Here is a 15,750-nt window from a genome sequence, read left to right as displayed (position 1 = left end):
TCCCCAAAGGAAATCTCACTCATAATTTTATGAATATTCAGATTATATATGTAGATAACATCTAGTATAATTGTTTCCGTAATTAAGGGCAATACAGTAAATAATGATTTGTAGTTTTATCCCTCTATTTGCGGGCTGATTAAAGTTTCACTTTATATAAAATATGTCTTGATAATAGTATCGTTGCAGAAAAGTAAATTCCTTATAGCATTATTGAAGTAGTATCAAAACTCTTTTTAATATATTTATATAAAAACGTAGGAATTTCTCCTGCGTTTTTTCTTATGCAAAAAAAGGTGAATCCTCCAAATACTATTCTCCTAATAAGCCCACCGCTGACCGAAATCTTCACAACAAAACAAAGTAATCTTTACTTATAAATGTTTCCCCTTAAACCGATTTCCAAATGAATTTATGACAATCTCTTGAACTGTGCGAAATGTCACATCTGTATTTTACAACCTCTTTTATAGTAAGGGTATGTAAGAGAGACGTACTAAGGGAGTGAACAGTATGAAGAAGAAACCTTCAGCACTAATGAGACGTTTAAAATATTTTTCACCAATAGATCGTTATAACGATAATCATACACAAGAAACATATGAAGATCGCGAATGGGAAAATGTGTACAGAAAGCGTTGGCAGCATGATAAAGTAATTCGTTCTACACATGGCGTGAACTGTACTGGTTCTTGTAGTTGGAACATTTATGTGAAAGATGGAATTGTAACATGGGAAGGGCAGGAGCTTAACTATCCGACTACAGGTCCTGATATGCCTGATTTTGAACCAAGAGGATGTCCGCGTGGAGCGAGCTTTTCTTGGTACATTTATAGTCCGCTTCGTGTGAAATATCCATATGTACGTGGTGTGCTTTGGGAAATGTGGCAAGAAGAACTACAAAATAACGAGTCACCATTAGATGCTTGGAAAAGCATTGTGGAAAACCCTGAAAAGGCACGTAAGTATAAGCAGGCGCGTGGTAAAGGGGGATTCATTCGTGCGAATTGGGATGAAGTATTACAACTTGTTTCAGCTTCTTTACTTTATACAGTAATTAAATACGGTCCAGACCGCAATGTTGGTTTTTCACCAATTCCAGCTATGTCGATGTTAAGTCACGCTGCAGGTAGCCGTTTTATGCAACTTATGGGTGGACCGATGCTTAGCTTTTATGATTGGTATGCTGATTTACCACCAGCTTCTCCGCAAATTTGGGGTGATCAAACTGATGTACCAGAAAGTAGTGACTGGTATAACTCTGGTTACATTATGACATGGGGTTCAAACGTACCGATGACGAGAACGCCAGATGCACACTTTTTAGCCGAAGTTCGATATAAAGGAACGAAAGTTGTTTCTGTAAGTCCTGACTTCGCCGAGTCTACTAAGTTTGCGGATGATTGGATTAGTGTGAAACAAGGTACAGACGGTGCGCTTGCGATGGCAATGGGGCATGTGATCTTACAAGAATTTTACGTAGATAATCAAGTGGAATACTTCACAAAGTATGCGAAGCAATATACTGATTTTCCTTTCTTTGTCACATTGAAACAAAAAGGAGATCAATTCGTCGCTGATCGTTTCTTAAATGCTACTGATATTGGACGTGAAACAAAGTTAGGAGAATGGAAGCCTGTTCTTTGGAACGATAACACGAAAGATTTTGCAACACCTCACGGCACAATGGGATCACGTTGGGATAACGAGAAGAAATGGAACTTGCGTTTAGAAGATGAACAGACAGGTGAAACGATTGATCCACGTCTTTCTTTACTTGGAATGGAAGATAGTGTTGAAACAGTGCAAATTCCGTACTTCTCTGATGATGGAAATACAATATTAGAACGTACAATTCCAGTGAAAAAAGTTATGACAGAAGAAGGCGAAGTGTTCGTTACAACTGTATATGACTTAACGTTAGCAAATTACGGTGTGAACCGAGGTCTTGGCGGGCAAGAACCGAAAGATTTCAATGATGATGTACCGTTTACACCTGCATGGCAAGAGAAAATGACTGGAGTAAAACGAGAGCTTATTATTCAAATTGCTCGTGAGTTCGCGCAAAATGCAGTTGATACGAATGGCCGCTCGATGATTATTATGGGAGCTGGTATTAACCATTGGTTTAACTCTGATACGATTTATCGCGCAGTTTTAAATCTTGTTCTTCTCGTTGGGGCACAAGGTGTAAACGGCGGCGGTTGGGCACATTATGTTGGTCAAGAAAAATTACGACCAGCAGAAGGATGGCAAACAATCGCGATGGCGAAAGATTGGCAGGGGCCACCGAAATTACAAAATGGTACATCTTTCTTCTATTTCGTAACAGATCAATGGCGCTATGAAGATACACCTGTTGGACATTTAGCATCACCAGTTGAGGGCAACTCTCGTTATCAACATCACGGTGATTACAATGTATTAGCAGCACGACTTGGCTGGTTACCTTCTTATCCAACATTCGAGAAGAATGGAATTGAATTATATAAAGAAGCTGTTGCTGCTGGTGCAACAACACAAGAAGAAATCGGAAAATACGTTGCACAAAAACTAAAAGAAAAAGAACTGAAATTTGCAATTGAAGATCCAGATAATAAAAACAACTTCCCGCGTAACTTATTCGTATGGCGTGCAAACTTAATTTCAAGTTCCGGTAAAGGACACGAATATTTCTTAAAACATTTATTAGGTACAACAAACGGATTAATGAATGACGATAGTGACTCATTACGACCAGAAGAAATTAAGTGGCATGAAGATGCACCTGAAGGGAAGTTAGATTTACTCATTAATTTAGATTTCCGTATGGCTGGAACGGCGCTTTATTCTGATATTGTCTTACCTGCTTCAACTTGGTATGAAAAGCATGATTTAAGCAGTACGGATATGCATCCATTTGTGCATCCATTTAATCCAGCAATCGGTTCACCGTGGGAAGCACGCTCTGACTGGGATATTTTCACCGCTCTTTCTAAAGCTGTGTCAGATTTAGCGAAGAAAATCGATCTTGAACCAATGAAAGAGGTCGTTGCAACACCACTTCTTCACGATACACCGCAAGAATTAGCGCAACCACTTGGCAAGATTAAAGACTGGAGCAAAGGTGAGTGTGAACCGATCCCAGGTAAAACAATGCCGCAAATTCATGTTGTCGAAAGGGATTATAAAACGATTTATGACAAGATGACAGCGCTTGGACCAAATACCGGAAAACAACCGATTGGTACGAAAGGGATTTCTTGGTCGGCAGAAAAAGAATATGAGCAATTAAAGAGTCGATTAGGAGTTGTTCGAACGGATTCTATTGCGAAGGGGTGCCCAGACATAAAAGAAGCAATTAATGCTGCTGAGGCGGTATTAACACTTTCTTCTACAACAAACGGTCATATGGCGGTAAAAGCATGGGAAGCGCTTGAAAAACAAACCGATTTAAAACTACGTGACTTAGCAGAAGAACGTGAAGAAGAATGCTTCACATTTGAACAAATTACAGCGCAGCCTAAAACAGTAATTACTTCTCCGGCCTTTACTGGTTCTGAAAAAGGTGGACGCCGTTACTCACCATTTACAACAAATGTTGAACGTCTCATCCCTTGGAGAACGATAACTGGTCGACAATCTTTCTACTTAGATCACGACATGATGAAAGAATTTGGCGAAACGATGGCAACATTTAAACCAATACTGCAACATAAACCATTCCGTAAATCACGCCCTGAAGTAGAAGGGAAAGAAATTACACTAAACTATTTAACACCGCATAATAAGTGGTCGATTCATAGTATGTACTTCGATTCATTGCCAATGTTAACGCTGTTTAGAGGTGGTCCAACTGTTTGGATGAATAAAGATGATGCGAATGAAGCTGGTGTTGCTGATAATGATTGGATTGAATGCTTTAACCGTAACGGCGTAGTCGTAGCACGTGCTGTTGTAACGCACCGTATACCGAGGGGGATGGCATTTATGCATCATGCGCAAGATCGTCACATTAACGTGCCTGGTACGAAATTAACAAGCACCCGCGGGGGAACACATAATAGTCCAACCCGTATTCACGTTAAACCAACACATATGATTGGTGGATATGGCCAATTAAGCTATGGATTTAACTATTATGGTCCGACTGGGAACCAGCGTGACTTAAACGTTGTAATCCGTAAACTGAAGGAGGTAGATTGGCTTGAAGATTAAAGCGCAAGTCGGAATGGTAATGAACTTAGATAAATGCATCGGCTGCCATACTTGTAGCGTAACATGCAAAAACACCTGGACGAATCGTCCAGGTGCTGAATATATGTACTTCAATAACGTAGAAACGAAACCTGGAATTGGTTATCCGAAACAATGGGAAAATCAGGAGAAATACAAAGGCGGCTGGGAATTGAAAAATGGTGAAATTCAGCTGAAATCCGGTTCGAAAATGAAGCGTCTTATGAATATTTTTCACAATCCAGATCAACCAACAATTGATGATTACTTTGAACCTTGGAATTATGATTATGAAACGTTAACAAACAGCCCGCAGCGTAAGCATCAACCAGTTGCTCGTCCAAAATCAGCAATTACGGGCGAATTTATCGACAAAATTGAATGGGGTCCAAACTGGGAAGATGATTTAGCAGGCGGACATATAACAGGATTACAAGATCCGAACGTCAAGAAAATGGAAGAAGGAATTAAAACGGATTTTGAAAATGTCTTTATGATGTATTTACCACGCATATGCGAACATTGTATGAATCCATCTTGCGTTTCGTCTTGTCCATCTGGTGCGATGTATAAACGTGAAGAAGATGGGATTGTCCTTGTTGATCAAAATGCATGTCGTGCTTGGAGATTTTGTGTATCGTCTTGTCCGTATAAAAAAGTATATTTTAACTGGCAAACAAATAAAGCAGAAAAATGCACAATGTGTTTCCCGCGTATTGAAGCTGGTATGCCAACAATTTGCTCTGAAACATGTGTAGGACGTATTCGATATATTGGGGTAATGCTATATGACGCTGACAAAGTAAAAGAAGCGGCTTCTGTTGAAAATGAAAAAGATTTATATGAATCTCAGCTAACTGTTTTCCTAGACCCAAATGATCCAGAAGTAATAGCGGAAGCAAAAAAACAAGGGATTCCTGATGAATGGATGAAAGCGGCTCAAGAGTCACCTATTTATAAAATGATTATTGATTGGAAAATTGCTCTTCCGCTTCATCCAGAGTACCGTACAATGCCGATGGTTTGGTATATCCCGCCGCTTAGCCCGATTATGAATATGGTGGAGGGGAAAGGAAGTAACTGGAAAACAGAAGAGATTTTCCCTGCTATCGATAATATGCGTATTCCAATTCAATATTTAGCGAATTTACTCACTGCAGGAGATGAATCACACATTCGTCTTACATTGAAAAAAATGGCTGTTATGCGAACACATATGAGAGCACTGCAGATTAATAAAGAACCAAATGAAGCTGTATTAAAAGAACTTGGTTTAACGAAAGAAGATGTAGAAGATATGTATCGTCTTCTTGCCATTGCGAAATATAAAGATCGCTTCGTCATTCCGGCCTCTCACCGCGAACAAGTTGCAGATTTATATAGCGAACAAGGAAGTTGTGGTCTTTCCTTTACAGGTGGTCCAGGCTCTTGTATGACAATTTCTTAAATAAAGGGGGCAGACAAATATGAAACAAAGTTTACAAACCGCTTTTTCTTGTTCTTCTTTTCTTCTCTCCTATCCTGAACTAGGTTGGAGAGAAGCTTTACTAGAATTACAGGAAGAGATTCAAGAAATTGAACAGGAAGAAATCAGAGCATCACTTACAACATTTATAAAAGCAGCGCTAGATAAAACAGACAATCAACTTATTGATTCTTACGTCTATACATTCGACTTTGGAAAGAAGACAAATATGTATCTTACCTACATGAAAACAGGTGAACAAAGAGAGCGTGGAATTGAATTATTAGAGTTAAAACAGCATTATCAAAAATCTGGTTTTAACGTAACAGATAAAGAACTACCTGATTATTTACCGCTTTTACTTGAGTTTCTTGCAAATGCAAACGAAGAAGATAGCGAACCAATTATGAGTAAATACACGGAAAATATACAAGCGTTGCACGGGCAATTAAAAGAAGCAAACTGTATGCACGAACCAATTCTTGCAGCCGTTCTCTTTGCTATCGACGCCTGGGGAGTACAAGTGAATTAGAAAGGAGTGTTGTCAAAATGATGGATCAATTTTTATGGGTGCTGGTTCCCTATATCATTTTTGCAATCTTTATTGGTGGACACATTTTCAGATACAACTATGATCAATTTGGCTGGACATCAAAATCTAGCGAACTATTAGAGAAGAAAATGCTCCGGATCGGAAGTCTATTATTCCACTTTGGGATAATGTTCGTAATTGGCGGTCATGTTATGGGGATTTTAATTCCAGAGTCCGTATACCGTTCAATAGGTATTTCTGAGCATATGTATCATGTAGTAGCAATTAGTTTCGGACTTCCGGCAGGGATTGCCTCTATTATTGGATTAATTGTATTAACGTATCGCCGCTTTACAGTAAAACGTATCATTGCAACGAGTACAATAGGAGATTATGTTGCGCTTATCTTATTGCTTATTGTGATGCTGGCGGGACTGTCTTCAACCTTTTTAAATATTGACTCAAAAGGGTTTGATTATCGTACAACAATCGGTCCTTGGTTCCGTAGTCTCTTTATTTTCCAACCGAAAGTTGAATATATGATGGAAGTACCTGTATGGTTTAAAATTCATATTATTGCAGGGATGGGGCTTTTCGCAGTATGGCCGTTTACAAGACTTGTCCATGTTTTTAGTGCTCCGATTAAATATTTAAGCCGTAGTTATGTTATTTACAGAAGACGTATTCCTAATGAATTGAAAAAATAATGCCGCTATACCTATTTAGTAATATATCAAGAAAGACGAGGTTTAATTGAAGCCCTCGTCTTTCTTGATATAGGGGATAGCAACAAGGAAAATAACCAGTAACTTAATATGAAAAAAGAGTAGCATCTAAATAAGATGCTACTCAATACTACAAATTGAGGCAGAGCAATCCTCACAAGCAATTTCACATTTTAAAAATTGTAAATCATGAATTGTAATCTTGCCTTTATAAATAGAAATTGTACCTTGTTTTTTTAATTCATTTAACATTCGATTTACACTTTCGCGTGAAGTTGCACAGAAATTCGCAAGTTCTTGATTTGTTAAAGGTAAATCGATGAGAATCCCATTTTCTTTTAAAATACCATAACTATTTGTCATGCGAATAAGGGTAGAATACAGGGCCCCTTTTTTACCGTGTAATACTAGATCTCGGAATTTTGTTTGCATTCTTCTTAAATGTTCGCTAATCCATCTCATAAATTCAAATACAAGTGCAGGCTTTTGAAGTAATGCTATTTCTAAGGCTGCACGTTTAATAACCCCTACTTCAACATCTTCAAGGCATTTTGAATTTAATAAATACCTTGCATTTTCCGTGAACAATGTTAATTCCCCAATAATATCATTTTGTGAACAAATGCGAAGTGTTAATTCTTGTCCGTCAGCACTAAGTTTACTGATTTGCACTTTTCCAGAGTGAATGATATAAATTTCTGTTGCTTCCATACCTTCTTGAAAAATAAAACTCCCCTTATTGATTTGCATTTTATATTCAACAGATGAAAGTAACTCCTTTAAATCTTTGGATAATGCCGTACTGTTTGCCACAGCAATCACCTTTCTTCTTATAAGCAGTATATTTCTTATTTTGGATGTAATCATGATGAAATTGCAAGAGATATTTTTGAAAATAAAGTGAAATTTCAATGACCGTAAGGAAAAACGACCTAAAATGTCTAAAAAGCTACTTATAGTAAGGGATTATATTATGCGAATATAAGTTTTTTAGTTTAAGAAATTTTAGTATGTAAAGAGAATGGGACTAGAGATGTGAACAAAATTCGAACGGATTTGTGAAGATTTTTTAAATGGGGAAAGTAATGTGAGAAAAGTCACATTGAATATGTAGCTTCTTTTTTATAATGAAGGCAAATGAAAAATTGAAAACTTACTAAGGATTTAAGTAGAAAAGAAGGGATATAGATGCAAGGGAAGATGAAAGATTCTTTAGAGCGACCACTTCAAGATTTACGTATTTCAGTTATTGACCGTTGTAATTTTAGGTGCACATACTGTATGCCGGCTGAAGTGTTCGGACCTGATTATGCTTTTTTACAGGAAGAGTGTTTACTAACATTCGATGAAATTGAAAGGTTAGCGAAATTATTTATTAGCATGGGAGTGAAAAAAATTAGGCTTACGGGCGGAGAACCTTTATTACGTAAAGACTTACCGAAATTGATTGCAAGACTTGCAAAGTTAGGTGGCTTAACGGATATTGGACTCACAACAAACGGTATTCATTTAGCAAAACAAGCTAAGCTATTAAAAGAAGCAGGATTACAACGTGTAAATATTAGTCTAGATGCGATAGAAGATCATATCTTTCAAAAAATTAATGGTCGTAATGTAAGTACGAAGCCTATATTAAAGGGAATTGAGGCAGCAAAGGCAGCAGGACTAGAAGTAAAGGTGAATATGGTCGTAAAAAAAGGGATGAATGATAGTCAAATTCTTCTGATGGCAGGTTATTTTAAAAAGCAGGGAATTCAGCTTCGTTTTATCGAGTTTATGGATGTTGGTAGTACGAACGGATGGAACTTTGAACAAGTAATTACGAAAGAAGAGTTAATAGAAAAAATTAATCGTGTATATCCTATTGAGCCCATTAAGCCTCGTTACTTTGGAGAAGTAGCGAAATTGTATCGGTATGTAGGGAGCGATACAGAAGTTGGATTTATTACTTCTGTTTCTGAGTCATTCTGTTCTTCTTGTACGAGAGCTCGTATTTCGGCAGATGGTAAATTTTTCACGTGCTTATTCAGAGCAGATGGAACAGATTTACGAACGCTTCTTCGGGGAAATATTTCTGATGCATCATTATTAAAAATTCTAAAAGGTGTATGGGAGTACAGAAAAGATCGGTATTCAGATGAACGAACGGCAGAAAGTACAAAAAATCGTCCTAAAATTGAAATGTCTTATATTGGTGGATAACGAAAGGAGGATTCCGCATGGAAGAGCGTTATTCAAGGCAAGTTTTATTTTCTGGAATTGGTGAAATGGGCCAAAGAAAAATAAGAGAAAAGCATGTGCTCCTAATCGGTACGGGTGCACTAGGAGCTGCAAATGCGGAAGCGCTAGTTAGGATGGGAATTGGGAAATTGACAATTGCTGACCGTGATTACGTTGAATGGAGTAATTTACAAAGGCAGCAGTTATATACAGAAGAAGATGCACAGCAGTGTAAACCAAAAGCAATTGCAGCGGCAGAACATTTAGGGAAGATTAATTCTGAAGTAGAAATTGTACCAATTGTAACGGATATCACAGTGCAAGAGATGGAAGTGTTAACAAAAGAAGTGGATCTCATATTAGATGCGACTGACAATTTCGATACACGCCTACTTATAAATGACATTTCACAAAAAGAAAATATACCTTGGATATACGGTGGGTGCATTGGAAGTTACGGTGTAACGTATACAATTCTTCCAGGGAAAACACCATGTTTTCGTTGCCTAATGGACCATCCAATGGGCGGTGCAACATGCGATACAGCGGGAATCATTCAGCCAGCTGTACAAATGGTCGTTGCTCAGCAAGTAACAGAAGCGATGAAAATATTGGTAGGTGATTTTCAGTCGTTACGAGGGACAATGTTATCATTTGATATTTGGAACAATCAATATCTTTCATTAAAAGTAAATAGGCAGAAAAAAAGTACATGTCCATCTTGTGGGAATTTACGCACGTATCCAAGTTTAACGTTTGAATCACAGATGAAAACAGAAGTGCTATGCGGGCGGAATACGGTTCAAATCCGTCCGGGAGTAAAGGGGATTCTTAATTTAGAAGAAATTCAAAAGCGCTTACAAAAAAGTGTGAATGTCAAAAAAACCCCATATTTACTATCGTTTCTAGTTGATGAATACCGTGTTGTTTTATTTACAGACGGTAGGGCATTTATTCATGGGACAAATGATATGAAAATGGCAAAACGATTATACGCAAAATATATAGGGTGAACATAAAGAAAGTTTTTATAGCTATTGAGAAAACAGCTAGGTAAGGAAAGTGAATGAATTACGTAATTTATATTTTTATCAAAACGAGGTGAAGTTGGCTTAGATAAATCAAGTGCAATTTCTTCACTTGCAGATGCGAATGCATTTATCGTTTTACCGGGAGGAACAAGAGGATTTGAAGCAGGAATAACTGTTTCGGTACTGTTATTAGAATGGAACTTAGGAAGCGAGTGGCCATGGGAAGAACCACTTCGATCATACAAATAATAGAAAAATAGATGGTGGCTTCTCCACGGATTATGATTTATACAAAGATAAGAGGTGCAAGATGACACATACGTATTATGAAGTAATTGATACACCTATTTCAATTGAAGAAGTTACTAGTAAAGTAATTCGGCGTGAGTGCGGTGCTGTTACTACTTTTATTGGTACTGTCAGAGAATTTACGAAAGGTCGCCGTACGCTTTATTTAGAGTATGTTGCTTATAAAACAATGGCGGAAAAGCAGCTTGCGAAAATTGGTACTGAAGTAGAAGAGAAATGGCCGGGGACATATGTGGCAATTACACATCGCATTGGTACATTGCAAATTTCTGACCTTGCTGTTGTTGTCGCTGTTTCTACACTGCACCGGAAAGCAGCCTATGAGGCGAATGAATATATTATGGAACGAATTAAACAAGTTGTTCCAATTTGGAAGAAAGAGTTTTGGGAAGATGGTGAGTTGTGGATAGGCGATCAGTTAGAGAAAACAGCATATGCAAATGGTGAGCCTGAAAAGGAGATGAGAAAATGATTGAAGTACTATTATTTGCAAATTTGCAAGAAGAAGCAAGTAAGTCAGCTTTGCGAATAGATTGTGAAAAGATTACAGTTGCTGAGCTAAAAGATATTCTTGTTAAAGGATACAACATAACAATTTCAAATCAGATTATGATCGCTATAAATGAAGAATACGCAAATGAGGACGACATCATTCAAACTGGCGATGTTGTAGCGATGATTCCGCCAGTAAGTGGTGGTTGATTCTTTTCAGTCTAATCATGTTAGTACGTGATTAGACTGGAGGGAATTAATATAACTATGCATACATAGGAGGGAACAGGATGAAAAGTCCTAATTTTCAATTAAGTTTACAAACTTCTAATCTAGTTATTGGTTTTATGGTATGGGTCATTTTATCATCATTAATGCCGTATATTAAAGCGGATATTCCATTAACTGCGGGACAAATTTCTATGGTCACAGCAGTACCCGTTATTTTAGGTTCTATTCTTCGCATTCCAATTGGTTATTGGACTAATCGTTTCGGAGCAAGAAAATTGTTTTTTGTGAGTTTTATTCTTCTATTATTCCCTGTCTTTTATATTAGCGTTGCCAATTCTATGATGGATTTAATTATTGGTGGCTTATTTGTAGGAATCGGTGGAGCTGTTTTCTCCGTAGGGGTAACTTCTTTACCAAAGTACTTCCCAAAAGAGAGTCACGGCTTTGTAAATGGTATTTATGGTGTAGGTAACGCCGGAACAGCAATTACTTCTTTTTTAGCACCTGTAATTGCAACTTCATTTGGCTGGAGAACAACAGTACAGTGTTATTTAGTTTTACTTGCAGCATTTGCACTTATGAACTTTTTATTAGGTGATCGTAAGGAGAAAAAGGTGAATACACCATTAATGGAACAAATAAAAGGTGTATATAAAAATGAAAAACTTTGGTTTTTATGTATCTTTTACTTTTTAACATTCGGATCATTTGTCGCATTTACGGTATACTTACCAAACTTTTTAGTATCTCATTTCGGATTAGAGAAAGTAGATGCAGGTATGCGGACAGCAGGATTCATCGTATTAGCAACAATGATGCGCCCAATTGGTGGTTGGCTCGGTGATAAATTTAATCCATTTAAAATATTAATCTTCGTATTTATCGGTTTAACACTATCGGGTATTATTTTATCATTTATGCCTAGTATGAACGTGTATACATTTGGTTGCTTACTAGTCGCATTCTGTGCAGGTATTGGAAATGGTACAATCTTTAAGCTCGTTCCAATGTACTTCTCTGAACAAGCAGGTATTGTAAATGGGGTTGTGTCAGCTTTAGGTGGACTAGGAGGGTTCTTCCCACCATTAATTTTAACGTTACTATTCCAACTAACAGGTCATTATGCAATTGGATTTATGGCATTATCAGAAGTCGCACTTGCTTGTTTAATCATTACAGTGTGGATGTATAGTCAAGAGAAGATGTTAGTAATGTTAAAGAATAATTAAGAGGGAAAGAGGGTGTCTAGTAGAGGCATCCTTTTTTATACTTGAACACGAGAGAAAATGAATTGTTTTATCAAGATCGTTCTATGGATAACGACCTTTTACTTGTTTAATAATAAAAAGAACGTTTGTCCAAAGGTAATTAATATTTTAGCTAAGAGATAGATTACAATTTGTCCCGCTAACGGGCAGTAAAACTCCCACCTCAAAATTCGGCACATGCGAGGAAGTTAGGTGGGAGGTCAACTGCCCGTAAAAGCCCGATTGGTGAGGGCTAATAATCAGTGGGTGATGAACAAAACCCCCACTGATTATAGTTTCACTTTATGAGTACGAGAAAGCTTTTTTATAAGTTTAGGGAGTATAGATGTTAATTCCTTTTTCATACGCTTTGTAAACGATGGATCTTTACCTGAAGTTGAAATAGTGACAACATATTCATCATTTCGTATGATACCAGGTGTGTGAAAAGATGATTCTGTACCGTCACTTACAACGTTAACCCATTGGAAATCATGGGAGGCTTGCTTGACCATCATGTTTACAGTATGTTGATTTGTTGCGGCATAAATAAGATGGGCATCTTTAATATCATCATTAGTAAAAGTTTTTTGCTTCCATGTAATATAAGGAAGCTCCTTCATTTCCTCGCAAATTTCCGGGCTGACAACCGTGACAAAAGCGCCTGTATCCTTTAATCCAGACGCTTTTCGATATGCAATTTTACCTCCACCAACTATAACAACCACTTTTTTATTTAGATTAAACATAAGAGGGTACATGCTATACATACACACATTCCTCCATTCGTTCTAATAATGTTAACTTCATGTATGTATCAAACTGAAGGCAGTTGCAAGTTGTAACGTGATCATATTTTTTTGTATATAATTTAATTTTTTGAAGCAATAATCCGGTAAAGAGAAGGTACGGCATGACATATACATGTGACGCAGCCTGTGTTATATTTTTGAGCTCAGCAGTAAAAGAGGGCGTTCCTTTTGTTAAAAAGGAACAAGATACTGGCATACCGAGTTTTCGTCCGGCAGCTGCTCCAATTTGTTGTAACTCATATATAGGCTGAGGATCACTACTACCTCGGCCGACGAGTAAAACGCTACTACTTTGCATTGGCATAGTTTCACGTATTCTTTTCACTACAAGTTCCACCATATGTGGATGCGTACTAAAAGGTGGTGCAACTGAAAAATTTATATGTGGATATTTCTTTTGTAGTTGCTCTATCTCAAAAGGAATATCACGTTTATAATGAGCTGCTGCAAATAATAAAACAGGAACAATCATTATTTCAGTTGCTCCTTCTATTATTGTTTCTGTAACTGCATCTTGAATGGTAGGTGTTGCTAGTTCAAGAAAAGCTATTTTTTGAATCCTTTCGTTACGCTCTGTCATAACTGATTGAATAAAGTGAGTGAATTGTTCGTTCCCTTCTTGCAGCCGGCTACCGTGTCCAACATATACAATTCCTTTCATCGTGCCACCATATCCTTCTTCATAATAATTTCTTGTAATGGATGATCAATGTTATGTAACCCGACTTTATTTGCATAGTGCAAAGTTGGAACGTCGGTATACGAGAATGGAAGAGTAAGAACATGCATAAAGCCAAGACGCTTTACTTCTGATAGAAACGTATCAATTGAAGCGCGTCCTTCAAATACAATACTATCCCATGAGAATTCAGAAAGCATACGTGAATGAATTTCATCGAAACGATTATCAATTTTATACTCATGAGTCATTATATAAGACCCAGCACCAATTTTTTCTTGAATAAAAGCAATTCGGTTTATATTCCGGCCTAAATAGACAGTTGTTTCTAAAGAAAATGCTGCATGTTTACTTAACAATCCGTACTGCAGAAGCTTTTCTTGAACAGGAAGGTTCATATATTGTAGTTCTGCCTGTAAGGAACGAATATCTTTATGATGCTTACTGCATGATTGCATCAAGATTTCTACACTTTCAGCTGAACAAAATACAAGGCGATCAACGCTGAAAATTTCATTGATTTGTTCAGATGTTAATGTGTATTTTTCTTTTTTGAAAGTTGGAATTTGATATATTTCTGCACCGGATTCTTGTAACGTTTGTTTTATTGAACTTTCTTTATTTGTTGCAGATGCAAATAAAACTTTTTTGCCATGCAATGGTTTATGTTCTTTCCAAGCGATTTGATTCCGCAAGGTAACGACATCACCAACAATTGTCATAGAAGGGTTAGAAATATTTTCGTTTTTGACGTTATGAACAATTGTTGCTAATGTCCCTGTGACAACGCGCTGTTTCCCCGTTGTACCCCATTCAATGACTGCTACAGGCGTATCTTCTTTTTTTCCTGCTTGTAGTAAGCTTTCACAAATTGTAGGTAAGTTTTTTATACCCATATAGTAGGCGATCGTGTCGCTATTGTGGGATGAATTGTATTTTCCATGATCGGTTAAAGGACCTTTTGCATGTCCAGTTAGTAAAGTTACACTATTACTGTAGTTGCGGTGGGTGAGGGGGATACCTGCATAGCTACTAGCGGCGATGCTAGCTGTAATACCTGGCACAATCTCGTATGGAATGTTCGCTGCTGCTAAAGTTTCTGCTTCTTCACCAACTCTGCCGAAAATAGATGGATCTCCGCCTTTTAAGCGGACAACGATTTTTCCTTCTTTCGCAAATTGAAGAAGGTGGGCGTTAATCATTTCTTGTCGCATAGTATGATTTTTCGGCATTTTCCCGCAATAAATAAGTTCACAAGTTTGCTTTGTATAACTAAGAAAAGTAGGGTTCAATAAGCGGTCATATAAGACAATATCTGCACGCTTTAAGCAATCTATCGCTTTTTTTGTAATAAGCCCTTCATCACCTGGTCCTGCACCAACTAAATATACATATCCGTTCATATTCGCACCTCGTCTATTTTTATTTAAAAGGAAGCCAGGGGAGGCTTCCTTTTGTCAATTACATGTATAGATAAATATCCCCGTCAATAACTTCTACTTCGTACGTTTGAATACAACCGTCATCAGGTTTTTGAACTTCACCTGTTATTAATGAAATTTTCCAATCATGTAGTGGGCAAAAGACGAATTCCCCAGATACAATTCCTTCTGCCAATGGACCATTTTTATGAGGACAACGATTTTCTACAGCTCGAACATCGCCATTTGAGAGACGAAATAGGGCGATAGACATACCTTTCATTTGCACCTCTTTACCAATTTGAATAGGAAGGTCTTCTGCACACATAATTTTTATTTTTTCTTTCGTTTGTAACATATAGTACACGCTC

General features: G+C 37.4%; 14 protein-coding genes and 1 pseudogene. 10 read left to right on the top strand and 5 right to left on the bottom strand.

Features of this window, described 5'->3' with window-relative positions; all coding sequences use genetic code 11:
* Nucleotides 1-513 precede the first annotated feature (513 nt).
* Genes ACE38F_RS17685 through narI form a run of 4 tightly spaced genes read left to right on the top strand, consistent with a single transcriptional unit; the run spans nt 514 to nt 6,919 of the window.
* The gene (locus ACE38F_RS17685; protein ID WP_113938587.1) at nt 514-4,197 is read left to right on the top strand and encodes a nitrate reductase subunit alpha; all 3,684 of its coding nucleotides are present in this window, start codon (nt 514-516) and stop codon (nt 4,195-4,197) included.
* A complete protein-coding gene (narH, locus tag ACE38F_RS17680; protein WP_375370730.1) occupies nt 4,187-5,662 on the top strand; it encodes a nitrate reductase subunit beta in 1,476 nt (491 codons plus the stop codon). Before ACE38F_RS17685 ends, narH begins: the two co-directional genes overlap by 11 nt.
* A 19-nt stretch (nt 5,663-5,681) precedes the next feature.
* A complete protein-coding gene (gene narJ / locus ACE38F_RS17675) occupies nt 5,682-6,212 on the top strand; it encodes a nitrate reductase molybdenum cofactor assembly chaperone (RefSeq protein ID WP_375370731.1) in 531 nt (176 codons plus the stop codon).
* A 17-nt stretch (nt 6,213-6,229) separates the two neighbouring features.
* Nucleotides 6,230-6,919, top strand: a complete 690-nt coding sequence (gene narI, locus ACE38F_RS17670) for a respiratory nitrate reductase subunit gamma (RefSeq protein ID WP_375370732.1) — start codon at nt 6,230-6,232, stop codon at nt 6,917-6,919.
* A gap of 138 nt (nt 6,920-7,057) precedes the next feature.
* Here the strand turns inward: narI and ACE38F_RS17665 are convergent, their stop codons facing one another.
* Nucleotides 7,058-7,750, bottom strand: coding sequence for a Crp/Fnr family transcriptional regulator (locus ACE38F_RS17665; protein WP_215556160.1), 693 nt, complete (start codon nt 7,748-7,750; stop codon nt 7,058-7,060).
* Between the two features lie 375 nt (nt 7,751-8,125).
* Here ACE38F_RS17665 and moaA point away from each other — a divergent pair, with 375 nt between their 5' ends.
* From moaA to narK, 6 genes and pseudogenes are all read left to right on the top strand, one after another.
* Complete coding sequence (moaA, locus tag ACE38F_RS17660; protein ID WP_375370733.1) at nt 8,126-9,139, top strand: GTP 3',8-cyclase MoaA; 1,014 nt, start codon at nt 8,126-8,128, stop codon at nt 9,137-9,139.
* Between the two features lie 17 nt (nt 9,140-9,156).
* Nucleotides 9,157-10,170, top strand: coding sequence for a molybdopterin-synthase adenylyltransferase MoeB (locus ACE38F_RS17655; RefSeq protein ID WP_215556162.1), 1,014 nt, complete (start codon nt 9,157-9,159; stop codon nt 10,168-10,170).
* 93 nt (nt 10,171-10,263) lie between these two features.
* Nucleotides 10,264-10,437: pseudogene (locus ACE38F_RS17650) on the top strand (molybdopterin molybdenumtransferase MoeA); the annotation flags it as partial.
* A gap of 61 nt (nt 10,438-10,498) precedes the next feature.
* Nucleotides 10,499-10,969: a molybdenum cofactor biosynthesis protein MoaE gene (locus ACE38F_RS17645; protein ID WP_375370734.1), complete on the top strand. Its 471-nt coding sequence runs from the start codon at nt 10,499-10,501 to the stop codon at nt 10,967-10,969.
* Nucleotides 10,966-11,199: a molybdopterin converting factor subunit 1 gene (gene moaD / locus ACE38F_RS17640; RefSeq protein WP_215556164.1), complete on the top strand. Its 234-nt coding sequence runs from the start codon at nt 10,966-10,968 to the stop codon at nt 11,197-11,199. Before ACE38F_RS17645 ends, moaD begins: the two co-directional genes overlap by 4 nt.
* An 80-nt stretch (nt 11,200-11,279) precedes the next feature.
* Entirely contained in the window at nt 11,280-12,449 is a 1,170-nt protein-coding gene (narK, locus tag ACE38F_RS17635; RefSeq protein ID WP_215556165.1) for a nitrate transporter NarK, read from the top strand.
* Nucleotides 12,450-12,757: 308 nt separating this feature from the next.
* On the opposite strand, the gene ACE38F_RS17630 is transcribed toward narK, so the two are convergent.
* From ACE38F_RS17630 to nirD, 4 genes are read right to left on the bottom strand one after another with little or no spacing between them, the layout of a single operon-like run.
* The gene (locus tag ACE38F_RS17630; RefSeq protein WP_375370735.1) at nt 12,758-13,237 is read right to left on the bottom strand and encodes a precorrin-2 dehydrogenase; all 480 of its coding nucleotides are present in this window, start codon (nt 13,235-13,237) and stop codon (nt 12,758-12,760) included.
* Nucleotides 13,230-13,940: a sirohydrochlorin chelatase gene (locus tag ACE38F_RS17625; RefSeq protein WP_375370736.1), complete on the bottom strand. Its 711-nt coding sequence runs from the start codon at nt 13,938-13,940 to the stop codon at nt 13,230-13,232. The genes ACE38F_RS17630 and ACE38F_RS17625 overlap by 8 nt, the downstream gene beginning before the upstream one ends.
* The gene (locus ACE38F_RS17620; protein ID WP_215556168.1) at nt 13,937-15,361 is read right to left on the bottom strand and encodes a uroporphyrin-III C-methyltransferase; all 1,425 of its coding nucleotides are present in this window, start codon (nt 15,359-15,361) and stop codon (nt 13,937-13,939) included. Before ACE38F_RS17620 ends, ACE38F_RS17625 begins: the two co-directional genes overlap by 4 nt.
* 58 nt (nt 15,362-15,419) lie before the next feature.
* Nucleotides 15,420-15,737 carry a nitrite reductase small subunit NirD gene (nirD, locus tag ACE38F_RS17615; RefSeq protein ID WP_215556169.1) on the bottom strand — a complete coding sequence of 106 codons (318 nt, stop codon included), beginning with the start codon at nt 15,735-15,737 and terminating at the stop codon, nt 15,420-15,422.
* Nucleotides 15,738-15,750: the final 13 nt, after the last annotated feature.

It is taken from the genome of Bacillus altaicus, assembly GCF_042136375.2.
Taxonomy (GTDB): Bacteria; Bacillota; Bacilli; order Bacillales; family Bacillaceae_G; genus Bacillus_A; species Bacillus_A cereus_U.
Note: the sequence above shows the minus strand (reverse complement) of the source record. Positions and strands in the feature narration are given on the sequence as shown.

Coding starts and splice junctions, on each gene's coding strand:
- ACE38F_RS17630 (WP_375370735.1), bottom strand. CDS start 13,237: ATGTATAGCATGTACCCTCTTATGTTTAATCTAAATAAAAAAGTGGTT.
- moaA (WP_375370733.1), top strand. CDS start 8,126: ATGCAAGGGAAGATGAAAGATTCTTTAGAGCGACCACTTCAAGATTTA.
- nirD (WP_215556169.1), bottom strand. CDS start 15,737: ATGTTACAAACGAAAGAAAAAATAAAAATTATGTGTGCAGAAGACCTT.
- ACE38F_RS17655 (WP_215556162.1), top strand. CDS start 9,157: ATGGAAGAGCGTTATTCAAGGCAAGTTTTATTTTCTGGAATTGGTGAA.
- ACE38F_RS17685 (WP_113938587.1), top strand. CDS start 514: ATGAAGAAGAAACCTTCAGCACTAATGAGACGTTTAAAATATTTTTCA.
- ACE38F_RS17645 (WP_375370734.1), top strand. CDS start 10,499: ATGACACATACGTATTATGAAGTAATTGATACACCTATTTCAATTGAA.
- narJ (WP_375370731.1), top strand. CDS start 5,682: ATGAAACAAAGTTTACAAACCGCTTTTTCTTGTTCTTCTTTTCTTCTC.
- narI (WP_375370732.1), top strand. CDS start 6,230: ATGATGGATCAATTTTTATGGGTGCTGGTTCCCTATATCATTTTTGCA.
- moaD (WP_215556164.1), top strand. CDS start 10,966: ATGATTGAAGTACTATTATTTGCAAATTTGCAAGAAGAAGCAAGTAAG.
- ACE38F_RS17620 (WP_215556168.1), bottom strand. CDS start 15,361: ATGAACGGATATGTATATTTAGTTGGTGCAGGACCAGGTGATGAAGGG.
- narK (WP_215556165.1), top strand. CDS start 11,280: ATGAAAAGTCCTAATTTTCAATTAAGTTTACAAACTTCTAATCTAGTT.
- ACE38F_RS17625 (WP_375370736.1), bottom strand. CDS start 13,940: ATGAAAGGAATTGTATATGTTGGACACGGTAGCCGGCTGCAAGAAGGG.